We start from the raw sequence: 17,136 nt of genomic DNA on the forward strand, positions 1-17,136 counted from the left end.
CAAACCATTAGGAGGCTAAAATGCCCTTGCAGGATTACATGAAACTCGTCTCGGTCGACGATCATCTGATCGAGCATCCCCGGGTCTGGCTCGACCGACTTCCCAAGTCCGACCACGAAATGGGTCCCCGGATCATCGAACGGGAAGATGGCCGCCAAGTGTGGACCTATCAGGGTACCGTCTACCCCAACATCGGACTCAATGCCGTCGCCGGCAAGGATCCGCGCGAATGGGGTTGGGATCCGGTGCGTTTCGACCAGATGATGCCCGGGTGTTACGACTCGAGCGCCCGCCTGCTCGACATGGACCTCGACGGGGTGCACACCGGCATGGCCTTCCCGTCATTTCCCAAGTTCGCCGGCACGCTGTTCCTCGAGGGCGCCGACCGCGACCTCGCATTGCGCTGTGTGCAGGCGTACAACGACTATCACATCGACGAATGGTCCGCGGCCGACCCAGATCGACTGCCCCCGATCGTGATCATGCCGGTCTGGGACGTCGACTTGTGCGTGGCTGAGCTGCACCGCACCGCGGCGAAGGGCGCCAAGGGGGTGAGCTTCGTCGAGAGCCCGACCCCGCTGGACTTGCCGTCCTTCCACACCGACTACTGGGATCCGTTCTTCAGCGCGGCCGAGGAGATCGACATCCCGCTGATGATGCACTTCGGCACGTCGGGCACCCGTCCGTTCACCGCGCCGGATGCGCCCGAGGCGACGTTCATCGCGCTGATGGGCCTCAACTCGATGCAGTCGATGATCAATCTCTGCTTCTCCCCGGTGTTCCACAACCACCCGAACCTCAAGATCGTGCTGGCCGAAGGCGGCATCGGCTGGATGCCGTGGATGCTGGAACGTGCCGACATGACCTGGGAGCGGCAACGGTTCTGGCAGCCCATCAATCAGGAGGTACGGCCGTCGGAACTGTTCCGGCGCAACATCTGGGGCTGCTTCATCGTCGACAGCACCGGCATCGGACTGCGCCACGACATCGGTCTGGATCGCATTCTGTGGGAGTGCGACTTCCCGCACTCGGACTCGATGTGGCCCAACAGCCGGAAGATCCTGGCCGATTCGGTCCGTCACGTTCCGGACAACGAGGTTCATGCGATCGCGGAGCTCAACGCCCGCGAGCTGTTCCACCTCAAGCCGGCATAGTCATGTCCGCTGCGGAGACGCCCGGCGACGAGGTCATCGAACACGACCCCGTCGCCGAGGAAAACGATCTGCTCACCACGCTGGAGGCCAACGCCCGGGTGCGCGAGCTGGTGCGTGACATCCGGCGCGAGATCGCCGAGCTGAGCGCCGGCGGCGCAGGCGATCTCGAGTTGGCCCAACTGTACGAGAAGCTCGCACAAGCCGAAGCCGCGCTGTCGCGCTACCCGTCCGGTTGATGACGAACCCACCGTCACCGCAATGGCCGGGCGCGGCAGGCGGGTAGTCCAAACCTCAGTGGATGTCCCAGACCAAGGGCAGCCGTTGAAGAGCGAATGTGTTGGCAGGCCAGGTGATCTCCGGGACAAACCCCGCTTCAATCTCGAAGTCGGGAACTCGACGCAACCATTCGTTGACAACCAGCGTCAACTCGATGCGTGCCAGATGGGATCCGAGGCAGCGGTGCGGGCCTCCACCAAAGCCCCAATGCCGGTGCACCTTCCCGTCCATGACGATCCCGTTCACGGACACCGGGTCGCTGTCATCCCGGTTGATCGCACCATTGCACAGCCGGACCGGGGTGTGCGCGGGCAACGTGATGTCGTCGATCGTCACCGGCTCGGTTGTCACTCGCGCCAGGAACGGGGCGGCGGGTTCCAAGCGGACGACCTCTTCGACGAAGACACTCACCTGCTCCGGGTCATCGCGCAGCTGCCCACGAATCTCGGGATTGCGTGCGAGCTCCAGAAGCGCGAATCCAATGCTTGCGGTGACGGTGTCCAGCCCGGCCAGCACAAACAGGAAACTGAGCCCGATCGCCTCCATGTCGTCCAACGGTTCCTCACCCGACAAGACTTGCGACAGAATGTCGTTGCCGGGATGCTGCCGCCGCTCGCCGATGGCCTCACTCAGGTAGCTGGCCAGCTCCAGTGCCGGCGTGGAGTCGACATCGTCGGGGTTGGCACCGTCCGCCAACGCGATGACCGCGTCCTTCCACACGATCAGCCGGTCGCGGTCCTCCAAAGGCAACCCGTAGAGGGTGAGGAAGACCTGCGAGGGATACCGGATGGCGAGATCGTTGACCACGTCGGACGAACCTCTTGCGGCGATATCGTCGATCATTTCGACGGCCTGTGCCTGCAGTGACGGCATCATCGCCCCGAGGGTGTGCGGACTGAAGTAGGGCTGCAAGATCTTGCGGTAGCGGGTGTGTCCAGGCGGATCGAACCCCAACGGCACCAGCGGCAACGGGCTGCCGAGCAGCTCCGACACCGCGCGCGAGGAATAGATCTCCGGCGTGCGAAGTGCATGCAGCACGTCATCCCGTCGAGTGAGGTAGTACCAGTCGTTCATCAGCACCACGGGACCGATGTCCCGCAGTGCGGCCCAGCCAGCACCGCGGTCCGTGGCTATCGGAATCGACGCGAGGTCGACTACGGGAACGCCGTTAGGATCGAGTTCGGTTGGATAGCGGGTGGTCATGTGTCCTCATCTCGTTCGATGGTGCGACGAAATCGAGCGTAGGCAGCTCTGCTGCACAACATTCGAGTTTCACCGAAGAATACGCTGACGCTCTCCTACAGGGCGGCGCCGGCGTCGACCGTCAACTGCAGCCCGGTGACATAACGGGATTCGTCGGAGGCCAGGTAGACGACCGCGTGCGACACATCGGCGGGGTCGACATAGGGAATGGGCATGGCCTGGATGGTCCCGAACGCGTCCATCACGTCCTCGGTGACGGGATGCTCCAGATCGGGGCGGAACAGCCGGTACATCCCATCGTTGTGCAGCATGTCGGTGTTGCAGTTGGTGGGGTGCACCGCGTTGACGCGGATCTTTTGTGGCGCGAGCTGTTTCGCGAGCGCCTTGGTGTACTGCACGATCATGGTCTTGGCGAGGGCATAACCCGCGCCGCCAGGTCCGGACGCGGGGTTGTCCACCGCACCCCGGATCGCCGCGACAGAACCGGTCGCGATCAGCGATGCCCCCTCGGGCAGGTGCGGTATGGCGGCGCTGAATGTGTTGACGACACCGACGAAGTCGACATCGAAGCTGTCGACGAACGTCTGGGCTGTGCCGTCCGCACCCAACGGTGCGATACCCGCATTGGCGACCACGACGTCCAGGCCGCCGAGCTCTGAAACTGCCAGCGCGACAGCCTGTTCCAAGGCCTTCCGATCGCGCACGTCACCGCGCAGGATCACCGCGCGGCGTTCCAGCTTCTCCACCTGCCGCGCGGTCTGATCCAGGTCTTCGACGGTGGCGAGCGGGTACCGGGTGGTGGGGATGTCAGCACACAGATCCACCAGCATCACATCGGCGCCCTCGCGCGCCAGATGCACAGCGTGACTACGGCCCTGGCCGCGTGCGGCGCCGGTCACGAGTGCCACTTTGCCGGCCAAGCGTCCTGACATTGTTCAACTCCTCATCGAGAACCGATACGATGTGCTCAGACTAGACAGTTTTTGTCTCAATTGCACCATCTTCGACACCCGGAGGAACCGGTATGCGCACCGATCTGTTCATCGACGGCGAGTGGTGCCGGGGCGGTCACGGCACCGCGCTGGCCGTGCAGAATCCGGCCACCGAGGAGATTTTCGCGCACACTGAGCAGGCATCGAAAGCCGACGCAGATCAGGCCATTTCGGCAGCGCGCCGGGCCTTCGACGAAGGGCCGTGGCCCCGACTGCCGGACGCCGAGCGACGCGCACTGATGGGGGCGTTCGTCGAAGCGGTGGCCGCGCGATCCGACCGGCTCATCGACCTCGCGGTTGCCGAGGCCGGCGCCACAGTTCAGCTCGCCCGGAGCGGTCAGGTCGGCGTGCCCCTGGTGCACCTGCGCGACCTGGTCGACCGGGTGATGCCGACCTTCCCCACCAGGCAGCCGCAGGCGCCGACCTTCGGGCTCGGCATCGGACAGGGCGTGGTGCTACGCGAACCGACCGGTGTGGTCTCGGCCATCACCGCGTTCAACTACCCGACCCTGCTCAACCTGTTCAAGGTCGGTCCGGCGCTGGCGGCCGGGTGCACGGTCGTGCTGCGGCCATCGCCGTTGACACCGCTGTCGGCGCTCATCCTCGGCGAAGCCGCGCTGGAGGCGGGCTTGCCCGCCGGCGTGCTGAACATCGTGACCGGTGACATCGATGTGTCCAACCTGCTGACCACCGACCCCAGGGTGGACATGGTGTCCTTCACGGGCTCGGACGTGGTCGGCAAACAGATTCTCGCGCAGGCGGCTTCGACGGTGAAGAAGGTGGTCCTCGAACTCGGCGGCAAGTCGGTGAACATTGTGACGCCCGATGCCGATCTCGACGCCGCCGCCGCGCACGCGGTGCTCAACTTCACCCGGCACGCCGGTCAGGGCTGCGCGGCATTCACCCGGATCCTGGCCCACCACGACATCCACCACGACCTCGTCGAACGGATGCTGGCGCGGCTGGAGACCATCGTGGTCGGCGATCCGTCCGATGAAGCCACCGAGATGGGGCCGCTGATCAGCGAGCGTCAGCGAGATCGGGTGTTGTCCTATGTCGAGCTCGGTCAGTCCGAAGGCGCAAAGCTGGCGTTCGGCGGCAGTCCCACCAAGGGACGGCCACGCGGCTACTACGTGGACCCGGCACTTTTCGTGGGCGGCCACAATTCGATGCGCGTGGCCCGTGAGGAGATCTTCGGTCCGGTCGGTGTGGTCATCAGTTACCGCAGCGACGACGAGGCCGTCGCCATCGCCAACGACTCGCCCTACGGTCTGTCGGGTTCGGTGTGGGCCGGCGATCCGTCGCACGGATACGACATCGCGACCCGGCTGCGCACCGGGATGGTGCACATCAACGGTGTTGGTGGCGGACCCAATCCGCACAGCCCATTCGGCGGCTACAAGCACAGCGGCATCGGACGCGAGTGGGGTGAAGCGGGCTATGCCGAATACTTCGAGACCAAGAGTGTGAACTGGCCTGCGGGTTAGCATCGAGCGGGAACACGCGCGCTCGCAGGAAGAAGGGCCTCAGCCGGCGAGGCGGGTTTGTTGCAGACACGGCAACGCAGCAATGGCGCGCGGGATTTCGTCGATATCGTCGGCCGGGATGAAGAACGTCGACGCCGCGACCCGCAGGATCAACTCGGACAGCTCGGCGCTGCTCATCGCACCGGATTGCACGGTGGCCGTGAGCTCAAGCGCCGGCGTCAGCAATCGCTCGGCGACGGCGACGAATTCCGGGAACACCTGGCGAATGAAGCCGATGCCGAAGCCGGGCTCGACGGCGATGACCTGGATCGCCTCGGGGTGTGTCTTGCTGAAGTACACCATCGCCTCGACGACGACCTGCACACGAACGTCGAGTTGGGGGCGACGTTCCACGGCCTGCACCAGTTCGTCCAGCAGGCCCTTCTCCACGTGGACCGCAATCGCATCGAGCAGTTCTTCTTTGCTCTTGAAGTACCGGTACAACGTCCCCCGGGAGATACCGGCCTGGTTACCGACGTCACTCATCGACAATTTGCGCACCCCTCGGCGCGCCAGCGTGAGCAGCGTGCCGTCCAGGATGCGCGACAGGGTGTCGCTGTTGGCCGCCATGGTGCCTCCCAGGTCATCGGTCAATTTGAACAATATATGCCCATTTGTCACATTGACCTAGAAATCAGCGTAGCTGAGACCCAGTCGCTTCCTGCCCTCCGGCTGTTGACTGGCGCCACGATAAGCATCACTATAGACAAACTATGTCTAAAGTGTCTCATCGCCTGTCGTTCGGTCCGAAAGGGAGAGCATGACCCAGCACGTCGACGAGGATGCTCGCGAGGTAAGCGCCGACAACCGGCCCCTTGTCGAGGAGTTGGTCAACCAGTTCGACCACCACGACCCACGACTCGGTGGATGCTTCGAGGCCGTATACGAACAGATGCGCGCCCAGTGCCCGGTGGCCCACAGCGACAAGCACGGTGGCTTCTGGACGTTGTCCAGTTACGAGACAGTGCATTACGCCATGCAGCACTACGAGTTGTTCACCACCGCACCGTCGGTCAACATTCCGGCCGGCCTCGGCCAAAAACGCCCCCTGCTGCCGATGGAGGTCGATCCGCCCGTCCAATCGCGGTATCGGACGCTGCTGATGCCGGTGTTCTCCCCCCGGCGGATGAAGGCCATCGAGGGGCGCATCCGCGACGTTGCCGACTCATTGATCGACGGGTTCATCGCGGACGGCGAGTGTGACTTCGTCACCGACTTTGCCGAACAACTGCCGACGGTCATCTTCACCGAGATGATGGGCTTGCCGCTGGATCAGGCCCCCCGGTTCCACAACTGGAAGAACATCCTGCTGCACGGTCACCACGACGACCCGGACGGGGTCATCCGGGCACAGGCCGGGCAGGAACTCAACGAGTACCTGGTCCAACTGCTCGAGGCCCGCAAGCAGCAACCCGGCGAGGACATCATCAGCACCCTGCACGGTGCGGAGGTCGACGGTGACAAGCTCACCGACGACGAGGTCCTGGACATGACCTACCTGTTGTTCCTGGCGGGCCTGGACACCGTCGCCAGCTCGCTGGGCCTGCACTTCCTGAACTTCGCGCAGCGGCCCGACCTGCGGAGCCAACTGACCGACCCGGAGATCATCCCACTGGCCGTGGAGGAGATGCTGCGCGTCGAATCGCTCATCCTCGCCGGCCGCACCGCCACCGAGGACGTGGAGATCGGCGGCCAGCTGATCCGCAAGGGCGATCGTGTTCTGCTCAACACCGTTGTGGCAGGGCGTGATCCGGATGTGTTCGACGATCCCGACGAGATCCGCTTCGACCGCGGACGTAGCCGGCACATCGCGTTCGGCGTCGGACCGCACCGGTGCGCCGGTTCGCACCTGGCCCGCATCGAACTCGCCATCGCCTACGAGCATTGGCACCGGCGCATCCCGGAGTACCGCGTCAAGGACGGCGTCACCGTCGCCCGGCACGCCAGTTCGGTGGCGGGCATCTCGACCCTGCCGCTGGTTTGGGACCGCCCGTGAAACTGGCCACCTTCAGTGTCGCGGGACCGCTTGGTCCGACCAACCGCCTCGGATTGCTGGCCGACAGTCTCGAAGGCCCCGACACACTCATCGACCTCAATGCCGCGTATGCACAGTTGATCGCCGACCGGATGTCGCCCGAACGTGTCGGGCCAATGGCCGCCGCAGTGGTTCCGCCGGATATGGTGGCATTCCTCGGTAACGGCCAGGTACGTGCCCACGTGCTCGACGAGATCTGCAGCGCCCAAGAAGATCTGGCGCAGCTGGACCGCAACGTCATGGGCCAGCGGCTGATTTACCGGGTCGATGAGATCCAGCTGCTGGCGCCGTTGGCATGCCCGTCGTCGCTCCGGGACTGCTCGGCCTTCGAGAAACACATCGCAAACTGCTCCGGACCCCGCGGAGTGCCCCAACAGTGGTATCGGCATCCGACTTATTACAAGGGCAACCCGCACAGCGTGGTCGGGACCGGTGTTCCGGTCCGGCGACCGGCAGGCGAGACCCGGATGGACTACGAGCTGGAGTTCGCGGTGGTGATCGGTGTGCCCGGTCGTGATATCCCGGTGGCCGACGCGGACCGGCACATCGCCGGGTACACGGTGTTCAACGACGTGTCGTGCCGCGACCTGCAACTCGCCGAGATGAAGACCTTCCTCGGTCCGGCGAAGGGTAAGGACTGCGACGGCAGCAACGTGCTGGGGCCCTACCTCGTCACGCCGGAGGACTTCGACCCCACCTCGGCCAACGCGATGATCGCCCGCGTCGACGGCGTGGAGTGGAGCCGCGGTACCACCGACACGTCGCACTATTCGGTCGCCGAGATCATCAGCCACATCAGCCGTGACGAGCTGCTGCGGGCCGGCGATGTGATCGGCGTGGGTACTGTCGGCGGCGGCTGCGGCCTGGAGTTGGGTAGGTTCCCCGAGATGGGCCAGACGGTCGAACTCGAGGTCGAAGGACTCGGGACGCTGCGTAACCGCTTCGTGGACAACGAGGCGCCGATCGGAGAGGAAACGTAGTGGGCCGACTCGATGACAAAGTCGCAGTGGTCACCGGCTCCGGGCAAGGCATCGGCCGGGGCATCGCCCGGCGCTTCGCCGCCGAGGGCGCCGCCGTCGTCATCGCCGAGCTCGACGACGCGGCCGGCAAGCAGGTCGCCGAGGATATCGAAGGGACCGGCGGTCGGGCACTCTTCGTCCGGACCGATGTCGGCGACAAAGCACAGATCGAATCGGCGATTGCCGCGGCGGTCGATACCTTCGGGCATCTCGACGTGCTGGTGAACAATGCAATCGCCTTGTCACCCAACGTTCCGCTGGAGGACAAGAGCGACGACGACCTGGACGGGCTGCTGCGCACCGGGCTGTGGGCGACATGGTGGTCGATGCGCGCCGCCCTCCCCCACTTCCGGGCTCAGGGCGGTGGGCGGGTGATCAACTTCTACTCGATCGACGCCGAGGCGGCGGCCTGGCTGCACGTCGACTACAACACGACCAAGGATGCCATCCGCGGACTCACCCGGTCTGCAGCCGCCGAGTGGGGGCGCTACAACGTGTTGGTCAACGCCATCGCCCCGGCAGCCAAGGGCACGGTCTTCGAGCAACTGTCGCAGGCGATTCCAGGTTTCGCGGACGCGTCCGCGGCGGCCAATCCGCTGGGCCGGGTGGGTGACCCCGACACCGACATCGCACCGGTCGCGGTGTTCCTGGCCAGCGACGACAGCCGTTACGTCACCGGCGAAACCATCCATGTCGACGGCGGACAGCATCTGCCGCGGTACAACAGCAAGCCACCTGGCCTTTAAGGACGGCGGTCGCCCATCTTCGCGGTGCCCGCCGTCGGTCTTGTCAGATGCTGTCTGGCCGCTGATGTTCCAGGATCGCCGCGGCCAGCCGCTTCGGGGCATCGAGCATCACAAAGGTTGAGCTGCCGTCGATCTCGATGAGCTCGGAGTGAGGGAACGCGTCGCGAAGCCGGCGTGCATGATCGAGGGGAAACAGCTTGTCGTCGGTTCCCCAGACCAGGGTCACCGGCTTGTCGAAAGCCTCGATCGCCCCGCTCGCGCGCAGGGTCAGGGCCGGATCCAGTGAGGCCGTCACCGCCACCGCGTCGCGGCGCGCCGCCCCGCTGGTGGCGAAGGCGCCGAAGATCTCCCGCTGACGATCCGCAGTCGGAGGATGCTTGCACACCGCCTTGAGGAAGAAGCTCTGTCCGGGGCCGGTGGCCAACAGCCGCAGAACGCCGCCGCCCACCGTCGAGCTGGCGCGGCACAACTTGACGATCTGGGCGAACGAGCCGGGCGGAAAATGCTCGTAGCTATCACAATTGGTGAAGACCAGCCTGCCGATGCGTGAGGTGTCCAGTGCGGTATCACCCAGGGCAGCAAGCACCAGACCACCGCCAGTGTCATTGGCCACTACCGTGACATCGGCCAGGTCGAGCGCCTCCATGAAGTGCACGATGCGGCGGGCGGCTGCCTCCGCACCCAGGTCGGCGCCGCCGGTTTCGGTGCTGTGCGCGCCCAGCGGCCACGTCGGCACCACGCACCGGAAGCCGTCGCCCAGCTCGCGGACCGTGTCGTTCCACAGCGCGCCGGTCACGTACACGCCGTGCACGAACAGAACGACAGGCCCGGAGCCTGTGTCCACATAGGCGATGTCGAGCCCGTCCACCCGAATCTGGCGATCCGTCAAGGCGCTTCTCCTTCATGAAGATCCGATGTTCGAAGGCTCGCTCGTGTTGTCCGGATCTGAACGTCACGACCGCATACACACAGAATGCAGTTCACATACAGTCAGTATGTCGATACCCGCCAGGTGTTGTCAACCAGGTACCGGCTCAGCAATGCCGGCACGGAGCCGTGGAAGGGCCGTCAGTCACCGGGAGCCGAGACCGGCGAGCAGTTGACTGATCGCCGCCACCCCATGCTCCCGGGCCAGTGCGGGCTCCGGCGAGTTCGCGATGACGAGGGCGGCTTCGTCCACCGCGGCAAGCAGCACATGGGCGAGGACGATGAGCGGTTGAGCCGGTAGTGCGCCCTCGAGCACAGCCCGTTCCAGCAGCCCGTGGATCGCTCCGACGCCATAGCGTCCCCCCAACTGCCGCCAGGTCTGCCAGCCCAGCACCGCAGGCCCGTCGATCAGGAGAATCCGCTGGACTTCCGGGGTAAGTGAGGCGTCGAGGAAACTCAGCAGACCAGCGCGCAGCCGGTCCAGCGCATCGCCAGCCTGCTCTGCGCCACCAGCGGCGGCTAGTAGATCGACCTCAACCTGTTCGAACACCGCCTGAAAGAGTGCCCGCTTGTCTTCGAAGTGGTGATAGAGCGCGCCGCGGGTACCGACGCCGGATGCGGCGACGATTTCTTCCGTGCCTGTGCCGAAGTAACCCTTCTCGACGAACAACCGCCGCGCCGCCGCGATCAGGGCCGCCCGGGTGGCTTCGGCCTGCACCGCGCGAGCCGTCTTGGCCCGTGACGCCGACTGTTGATCCCTAGGCATCGGCTCAGTATATTGCCATGCAACCTGTAGGTGAGTACACATCCAATCGGTATGCAGTTTTGGGAGCGCGGGGCACCTCGACGCGCGTCAGCCGGCGTGACCAGCTTTGGTCTCGCCTTCGCGCGTAAGGCCAACAGCAGCCTGCAACTTGACCGCATAGGTATCGAGGCGGGGCAACTGTGCGGCGGCGGCAGCGAGCGGGAGACTGCGGCGGTGGACCGCATTCAGCCGCCCGAGCACCACCCGGTCGTAATCAGCATCGTCGTGGCCCTTCGGCCCGCCGCCTTTGACTGCCAGTCGTGGGATCGACATGTTGGAAACCCTGGTCTGCAGCTCATCGCTACGGCAACCGACCTGACCAGGTCCTTGACGACCTGAGTCAGCACAAACCGTTGAGCAGCGCCGCCGTGTCGAGATCCTCGACGGCCACACAGGCGCGGCGCCACGAGGCCTCGGCGTTCTCCTCGGCCTGCAGACCAGGCCAGTTGATGGTCATCGCGGTGGCGTCCCAAGCTTCCGCGGAAAACAGCCGGTAACGCTGAAAAGCGTTGTCGTAGCTCGGCACATCGGGGACTCCACCGGCGCGCAAGCCTTCGAGATAGCGTTCGAGCAGCTCGGATTCGTAGGCCCGACGCATGTCGGGCTCCAGGCCGGTGGTCATCCAGTACGACACTTCGCGCAGCCCCGGACCTTGCCAGACGACCTGCCAGTCGAGCAGACCGGACCGGCCATCGCCGGTCGTGAACGTGTTACCCAGGTGCGAATCGCCGTGCAACAGGGTCAGCGGACCCGCCTCGAACTCGCGGTAGTACGAGTCGGCGTGCGCGTCCAACGCCGCCGAGACCGCCCGCACCGCCGGAGTCACCTCGGGGCGGCCCAGCTTGAGGGCCCCGGCACGTCCGCGAGAGTAGAACTGCTTGAGCACGGCATAGCCCGGACGCCGGCTCCAGGTCCGCGCCCACCCCAGGTCGACGGTGAACCGTGGGCTGTTCCAGAACTGCGAATGCAGATCGGCGAACGCGTCGATCAGGCCGCGGGCGTGGTCGATTTCGCAGCGGTCGGCCAGCGCGTAGGGATGGCCGCCGTCGGCGACGATGTCTTCCAGCACGATGAGGAAGCGGGCGCCGATACCCGCAAAGGCGAACCACGCTTTGGGCACCACGTCCTTGAGGGATGCGGCCGCGTGGTTGTAGAAGTGGACCTCGTTGACGGCCATGTCGAGAGCACCCACCATCACCCGGTTCTTCGCCGTCAGAGGCGAGCTCTTGATGAACAGGTTGGCCGGCAGTCCGGCTTCTTTGGCGGCGTCATTCCACTCGACCACGATCCGCCGGCGATCCGTCGTCCCGCTGGAGCCGTCCAGCGGCGCGACCAAGAGGGCGGCCCCACTCCCCACCCCCTTCGCCAAGCGCTCGGTGAGCCAGGTGGTGGTGACGTCGGATGACTTCCAGGGCCCGCGCGTCGGAACTCGCGGCAGCACTGAAGCGGCGACCTGGGCCAGGGCACGAAGAGTCGCTGCGGATTGCATCGGTTTCCTCGATTCGGTCGTGTGACGCAGACCATACTCTATAACGGACCATAGTGGTCCGCAAGTATTCGATGATCCGGCGTCCTGGTTAGAGTTGACCCGGCCGAGAGAGGACTGTCGATGCATGGCACAGAGACGCGCGGGCGACCGCGCAACCCGCTGGCGACCGACCGCATCATGGCCGCCGCTCTCGACGAGTACGCCCGGCACGGATGGTCGGGATTCTCGATGCGCGGCGTCGCCCAGGCCGCAGGCGTCGGGAAATCCTCGCTGTATCTGCGGTGGTCATCCAAGGAACAGTTGTTGGTCGACAGCGTCGTGGCCGGGGCCGCACACCTGGCCGACCAGCCCGATAGCGGGAGCCTCTACGACGACGTCATCGCCTGGGCCACCGACCTTTTCGAGTACTTCCTCGATCCCGCCGGTTGGACGGCGATGCGGATCACGGTGGACGCGGTCGCCGGAACCGCCATCCTGGATGACATCCGGCAGCGAGTGACACAGCCACTCATCGAGACATCGACCACCATCTTCCGGCGCGCTCTACGACGCGGCGAGATCGACACAGAGGTGTCGGCACTCGATGTCGCGGAGTGCCTGTTCGGCGCGGTGCTCATGCACGTGATGAACCTGACGCCGAACGCCCGGAGAACAGCCAAAGCAGATGCCTATCTACATGTTCGGCCGTTCGTGGATATTATCCTCGCTGGGCTAGGTGCCAGGCCTCCGGGTCCGGCCTGAATTCATGGCCTCGAAACCGCGCGCCGCTCAGTTACTTATCGCAGGCGCCGCATCGATGTACTTGTCGCTGTCCACCTGAGCTGCTGTGAACGCGGCGATGTCGGCCCGGGTCACCGTGAAGCCGATCTTATCGGTCCCGAAAAATCCCTCGTGCGCAACGCCTTTCGGTGCGCCGTCCGTCGGTGCGATGAAACGCACAATGGTCCAGTCCAGCCCCGAGTCCATGATGGCTGCGGACATGCCGAGCAACTCGCGGTAGGCGCGGGGAAACATGGTCCGGCCCATGAATCCGACCAGGCGTGCCTGCAAGGTCTTGGCGTCACGCCGGTCCAGGACGCTCGGGGTGCCATTGCCGACATATCGCCGCGCACCGTGGCGCTTCATGGCGTCCAGGATCAACTTGGTGCCGTCCACCAGGGGAAGGCCGGTGGCCTTGCGGTCCATGCTGGGCCCGAGGGCACTGATCACCGCGTCAGAGTCGGCGACGGCCACGTCGATCTGCGCGGCATCGGTGATCTCACCCACGACGGTCTCGACCCGATCTTTCCACGAGGCCGGGATCTTGGACGCGTTGCGCGCGTATGCCTTCACGCTGTGACCCGCGTCGAGCAGGTTTCCCACCACCAGTTGTCCTATCGCTCCGGTGGCGCCGAAAACCGTTACCTTCATCGTGTTGACTCCTCATCATTTGTCCGGCAGCCGCGGCGGGGCTCGGTCAGAAACTGTAGGGACCGCGGGGCAACGCTGGAATCAAAACGCGGCTCACCCGTCACGCACAAGTGGAGGCTGAGGTCCACTTGACGACTTGCAGGCTAACACGAACCGGAGTGGGTTCTCCGGTACCACGTAAGATGTCGGAGTGCCTCCTTCACACCCCACGAGTCAGCCGACTCTACGGACCGATGCAGAACGCAACCGCATCGCCGTCATCGAGGCTGCCAGAGACGTGTTCGCCGAACATGGGCTGGACGCACCGATGACGGAGGTCGCACGACGGGCCGGTGTCGGTATCGCCACGCTCTACCGCCGCTTCCCCACCCGCGATGACCTGATCACCGGGGTGTTCGAGGGAAAGATGGCCGCCTATCTGGACGCGGCCACCACCGCGCTGGAAGATGCGGACCCGTGGCACGGCTTTTGCCGATACGTGGAGCGGGTGTGCACCATGCAGTACGAGGACCGGGGCTTCACCACCGTACTGACCATGACCTTTCCCCGAGCCGAAGCCTTCGAAGCCAACCGCGCGGCCGCCTATCGCGGTTTTGAGAAGTTGATCGCCAAGGCCAAGGCGGGCGGACGGCTGCGTCCCGAGTTCCGCTCGCAAGACCTGGTGATGCTGCTGATGGCCAATGCCGGCGTCGTGGCCAGCGCCGGCGATGCGGCACCGGCGGCGTCGAAACGACTGGTGAGCTACCTCATTGCGGCCTGCGACGCCCAGCGCCAACACGCACTTGCCCCGGCCCCCACCAAACGGCAGATGTATGACGCGATGCAGAGCGGCAGTTGCGACCAGGGAACCTGACATATCCGATCCAGCCACCCGACCGAGACGGAGACCATTCATGCGTGCACCCGAGGCGGACCTGACCGGCTGGACCCCGTCGCCGTTTGTCGGCGCCGGTATCACCCATGACGTCTATCGCAAGGGCACCGGTCCCGGCGTCATCTTGATCCCCGAGATCCCCGGGCCACACCCCGGCGTCCTCGCCCTGGGGAATCATCTGGTGGACAACGGATTCACCGTCGCCATCCCGTCGCTGTTCGGCGAACCCGGGCGCGCCATATCCGTGGGCTATGCGCTGTCCAGCATCGCCCGCGCGTGCGTAGCGCGCGAGTTCGCCGCATTCGCCACCGACGCGCAGCGGCCGGTGTCGCTGTTCTTGCGGGCACTGGCCCGCGATCTGAACGCACAGACGCCCGGGCCCGGCGTCGGTGTGATCGGCATGTGCTTGACCGGCGGGTTTGCCCTGGCTGCCGCGGCCGATGACAGCGTCCTCGCCCCGGTACTGAGTCAACCGTCGCTACCCTTTCCGGTGACCAGATCGCGCCGCCGGGATCCGGGTCTGTCCGAGACCGAACTGAGCGTGGTGGTCGGCCGCGCCACCGATGACGGCCTATGCGCAATGGGCCTACGTTTCTCCGCCGACAGGGCGGCGCCACAAGAACGTTTCGATACGCTCAAACAGCGACTGGGGGACGCTTTGGAGGTGATCGAGATCGACTCGTCCAAAGGTAACGAGCACGGGTTCGGTCGGCTGGCCCACTCGGTACTGACCAACCAACTCCGCGAGATCGATGGACATCCAGCCCTCGAAGCACGCAACCGCGTCGTCGAATTCCTCACTGCTCGACTATCCTGGTAACCGGACTCCGGTCACCACGGCCCCGTCGCCCGGTGTTCAAGACTGTTCGAGCGACGGCACTGAGGACACCCTTCCGGCCCGCCCGCAATCATGTTAAACACATTCAACGGAGTCTGTGCATACTGTCTAGTCAAGACGCACAGAACCACTGCCGGACAGCCCAAATGAGAGTGCGGCGAAGTGACGCCGATGAGCATGGAGGTTTCGTGACAACAGCGGCCGCGCCGATCCGCATAGCCGACGACGCACGGATACCCGCGCCTCAGCAATCGGTGGACACCGAATTCTTCTGGTGTTCCGGCGCCGATGGCTACCTGCGCATCCGGAAATGCCAACGCTGCCACCGGTATGCGCATCCGCCGACGCCGCGGTGCCGGTTCTGCGGCGCGCCGGACCCGCAGCCGGCCGTGGTGTCCGGGCACGCAACGGTGTTCAGCTACACCGTCAATCGGCAGCCGTTCGTGCCGTGGCTGCCGCCGCCGTACGTATTGGCCATCGTCGCTCTCACCGAACAGAGCGACGTTCACCTGACGAGCCGGTTGGTGGACATCGCGCCGGACGAGGTCCGCATCGGGCTGCCGGTGTCGGTGGTCTTCGAGAAACACGGGGACGTATATCTGCCCCTGTTCGGGCCGACTCGGGTGCACGTCGCCGCAAGGGGCAACGTCGATGGCTGATCCGGCGGCGAACACCGAACACCGGACCCTGATCGCCGGCGTCGGGAAATCACAAGTGGGACGCCGACTCGGCCGGTCGGACCTCGATCTCACCGTCGAGGCGTGTGAACGGTCGCTGGCCGATGCCGGGGTGGCTGCCGCCGACATCGACGGGCTCATTGCCTGGCCGGGCGAGTGGCCGGCCGCGCCGGGGTTCTGCGGGCCGGCGGTGGGCCGTGTCAAGGACGCCCTGGGCATCAACCCTTCCTGGCATGCGGGAATGCAGGACGGACCCAGCCAACTGGGGTCGGTGATGTCGGCCGTGCTCGCGGTGGCCAGCGGCTATGTCCGGCACGTACTGGTCTACCGCACCACCTCGGAGGCCACCGGCCAGGCCGGCGGCGGACGTAACACCACCAGCCCCGCCGATGTCGTCGGCGTCGTGGGTCTGCAGGAATGGCTGCGCCCGTTCGGTGCCGTCACCGCGGCCCACTGGTTGGCCATGGTCGCGCAGCGGTACATGCACGAAAGTGGCGCAACCAAACGGCAGATCGGAGGCCTGCCGGTGTCCACCCGGAACTGGGCCTCGATGACGCCCGACGCCGTCTACCGCACCCCGATCACCATCGAGGAGTATCTCGATGCGCGGATGATCAGCGAGCCGCTGTGTCTCTACGACTGCGATGTGCCCGTCGACGGCTCGGTCGCCGTGTTGATTTCGGCGGCCGAGACCCGTAGCGACCTGCGCGCACCGATCCGGATCGAGGCGATGGGCGCCAAGCTGGCGTCCCGTCCGTTGTGGGATCAATGGTCGGATCCGCTGGACCTGCCACAGCGGGACTCCGCCCGGCACCTGTGGTCACGAACCTCGCTGCGGCCCGCCGACGTGGACGTGGCACAGCTCTACGACGGATTCTCCATCCTGACCCTGGCCTGGTTGGAGGCCGCCGGGTTCTGTGGCCCCTACGAGGCGGCCGCGTTCGTCGAGGGCGGCCACCGGATCGGCCCCGGCGGACAACTGCCGCTGAACACCGCGGGCGGGCAGCTGTCGGGCGGTCGGCTGCACGGGTTCGGCTTCCTGCACGAAGCCGTTCTGCAGTTGCGCGGCGAGACCGGCCGGCGTCAGGTGCGCGGCGCCGAGACCGCCTTCGTCGGCGCCGGCGGCGGCCCACTGGGTGGTTGCCTGCTGTTGACCCGGCCCTGA

At 65.5% G+C, this 17,136-nt stretch carries 19 protein-coding genes; 11 read left to right on the forward strand and 8 right to left on the reverse strand.

The features are described 5' to 3' along the window. Window positions 1-20: 20 nt before the first annotated feature. Both G6N31_RS09470 and G6N31_RS09475 read left to right on the forward strand, forming a co-directional pair. Window positions 21-1,154 carry an amidohydrolase family protein gene (locus G6N31_RS09470; RefSeq protein ID WP_098003118.1) on the forward strand — a complete coding sequence of 378 codons (1,134 nt, stop codon included), beginning with the start codon at window positions 21-23 and terminating at the stop codon, window positions 1,152-1,154. A gap of 2 nt (window positions 1,155-1,156) precedes the next feature. Further along, the gene (locus G6N31_RS09475) at window positions 1,157-1,390 is read left to right on the forward strand and encodes a hypothetical protein (RefSeq protein WP_098003117.1); all 234 of its coding nucleotides are present in this window, start codon (window positions 1,157-1,159) and stop codon (window positions 1,388-1,390) included. Window positions 1,391-1,445: 55 nt separating this feature from the next. On the opposite strand, the gene G6N31_RS09480 is transcribed toward G6N31_RS09475, so the two are convergent. Together G6N31_RS09480 and G6N31_RS09485 are read right to left on the reverse strand one after the other, a co-directional pair. Further along, complete coding sequence (locus G6N31_RS09480; RefSeq protein ID WP_098003116.1) at window positions 1,446-2,633, reverse strand: cytochrome P450; 1,188 nt, start codon at window positions 2,631-2,633, stop codon at window positions 1,446-1,448. Window positions 2,634-2,728: 95 nt separating this feature from the next. Then, a complete protein-coding gene (locus tag G6N31_RS09485; protein WP_098003115.1) occupies window positions 2,729-3,565 on the reverse strand; it encodes a mycofactocin-coupled SDR family oxidoreductase in 837 nt (278 codons plus the stop codon). 92 nt (window positions 3,566-3,657) lie between these two features. Between G6N31_RS09485 and G6N31_RS09490 the strand changes: the two genes are divergently transcribed. Next, on the forward strand, window positions 3,658-5,112 hold the full coding sequence (locus tag G6N31_RS09490) for an aldehyde dehydrogenase family protein (RefSeq protein WP_098003114.1): 1,455 nt from the start codon (window positions 3,658-3,660) through the stop codon (window positions 5,110-5,112). A gap of 39 nt (window positions 5,113-5,151) precedes the next feature. Here the strand turns inward: G6N31_RS09490 and G6N31_RS09495 are convergent, their stop codons facing one another. After that, on the reverse strand, window positions 5,152-5,745 hold the full coding sequence (locus G6N31_RS09495; protein WP_234815272.1) for a TetR/AcrR family transcriptional regulator: 594 nt from the start codon (window positions 5,743-5,745) through the stop codon (window positions 5,152-5,154). Between the two features lie 166 nt (window positions 5,746-5,911). Between G6N31_RS09495 and G6N31_RS09500 the strand changes: the two genes are divergently transcribed. From G6N31_RS09500 to G6N31_RS09510, 3 genes are read left to right on the forward strand one after another with little or no spacing between them, the layout of a single operon-like run. Continuing rightward, window positions 5,912-7,147: a cytochrome P450 gene (locus tag G6N31_RS09500; protein WP_098003113.1), complete on the forward strand. Its 1,236-nt coding sequence runs from the start codon at window positions 5,912-5,914 to the stop codon at window positions 7,145-7,147. Further along, window positions 7,144-8,166 carry a fumarylacetoacetate hydrolase family protein gene (locus tag G6N31_RS09505; protein ID WP_098003112.1) on the forward strand — a complete coding sequence of 341 codons (1,023 nt, stop codon included), beginning with the start codon at window positions 7,144-7,146 and terminating at the stop codon, window positions 8,164-8,166. Before G6N31_RS09500 ends, G6N31_RS09505 begins: the two co-directional genes overlap by 4 nt. Next, entirely contained in the window at window positions 8,166-8,951 is a 786-nt protein-coding gene (locus G6N31_RS09510) for an SDR family NAD(P)-dependent oxidoreductase (protein WP_098003111.1), read from the forward strand. Before G6N31_RS09505 ends, G6N31_RS09510 begins: the two co-directional genes overlap by 1 nt. 43 nt (window positions 8,952-8,994) lie before the next feature. Here the strand turns inward: G6N31_RS09510 and G6N31_RS09515 are convergent, their stop codons facing one another. From G6N31_RS09515 to G6N31_RS09530, 4 genes are all read right to left on the reverse strand, one after another. Then, window positions 8,995-9,840, reverse strand: a complete 846-nt coding sequence (locus G6N31_RS09515; RefSeq protein ID WP_098003110.1) for an alpha/beta fold hydrolase — start codon at window positions 9,838-9,840, stop codon at window positions 8,995-8,997. Between the two features lie 183 nt (window positions 9,841-10,023). Next, window positions 10,024-10,596, reverse strand: a complete 573-nt coding sequence (locus G6N31_RS09520) for a TetR/AcrR family transcriptional regulator (protein ID WP_234815271.1) — start codon at window positions 10,594-10,596, stop codon at window positions 10,024-10,026. 135 nt (window positions 10,597-10,731) lie between these two features. Further along, window positions 10,732-10,956 carry a hypothetical protein gene (locus G6N31_RS09525; protein ID WP_133117679.1) on the reverse strand — a complete coding sequence of 75 codons (225 nt, stop codon included), beginning with the start codon at window positions 10,954-10,956 and terminating at the stop codon, window positions 10,732-10,734. Window positions 10,957-11,023: 67 nt separating this feature from the next. After that, window positions 11,024-12,172 (reverse strand): phosphotransferase family protein, encoded by a 1,149-nt coding sequence (locus G6N31_RS09530; protein ID WP_098003107.1) that lies wholly within the window; start codon window positions 12,170-12,172, stop codon window positions 11,024-11,026. Window positions 12,173-12,292: 120 nt separating this feature from the next. Here G6N31_RS09530 and G6N31_RS09535 point away from each other — a divergent pair, with 120 nt between their 5' ends. After that, window positions 12,293-12,913: a TetR/AcrR family transcriptional regulator gene (locus G6N31_RS09535; protein WP_098003106.1), complete on the forward strand. Its 621-nt coding sequence runs from the start codon at window positions 12,293-12,295 to the stop codon at window positions 12,911-12,913. A 27-nt stretch (window positions 12,914-12,940) separates the two neighbouring features. On the opposite strand, the gene G6N31_RS09540 is transcribed toward G6N31_RS09535, so the two are convergent. Then, a complete protein-coding gene (locus tag G6N31_RS09540) occupies window positions 12,941-13,582 on the reverse strand; it encodes an NAD(P)-dependent oxidoreductase (RefSeq protein WP_098003105.1) in 642 nt (213 codons plus the stop codon). A gap of 190 nt (window positions 13,583-13,772) precedes the next feature. Between G6N31_RS09540 and G6N31_RS09545 the strand changes: the two genes are divergently transcribed. The 4 genes from G6N31_RS09545 to G6N31_RS09560 all read left to right on the forward strand — a co-directional run bounded on the left by G6N31_RS09545 (window position 13,773) and on the right by G6N31_RS09560 (window position 17,136). Continuing rightward, complete coding sequence (locus G6N31_RS09545) at window positions 13,773-14,435, forward strand: TetR/AcrR family transcriptional regulator (protein WP_098003104.1); 663 nt, start codon at window positions 13,773-13,775, stop codon at window positions 14,433-14,435. Window positions 14,436-14,475: 40 nt separating this feature from the next. Further along, window positions 14,476-15,276, forward strand: coding sequence for a dienelactone hydrolase family protein (locus tag G6N31_RS09550; protein ID WP_098003103.1), 801 nt, complete (start codon window positions 14,476-14,478; stop codon window positions 15,274-15,276). A 206-nt stretch (window positions 15,277-15,482) separates the two neighbouring features. Further along, window positions 15,483-15,953 (forward strand): Zn-ribbon domain-containing OB-fold protein, encoded by a 471-nt coding sequence (locus tag G6N31_RS09555; protein WP_234815270.1) that lies wholly within the window; start codon window positions 15,483-15,485, stop codon window positions 15,951-15,953. Continuing rightward, window positions 15,946-17,136 (forward strand): thiolase C-terminal domain-containing protein, encoded by a 1,191-nt coding sequence (locus G6N31_RS09560; protein ID WP_098003101.1) that lies wholly within the window; start codon window positions 15,946-15,948, stop codon window positions 17,134-17,136. Before G6N31_RS09555 ends, G6N31_RS09560 begins: the two co-directional genes overlap by 8 nt.

Origin of the sequence: Mycolicibacterium duvalii (genome assembly GCF_010726645.1) — a bacterium.
Taxonomy (GTDB): Bacteria; Actinomycetota; Actinomycetes; order Mycobacteriales; family Mycobacteriaceae; genus Mycobacterium; species Mycobacterium duvalii.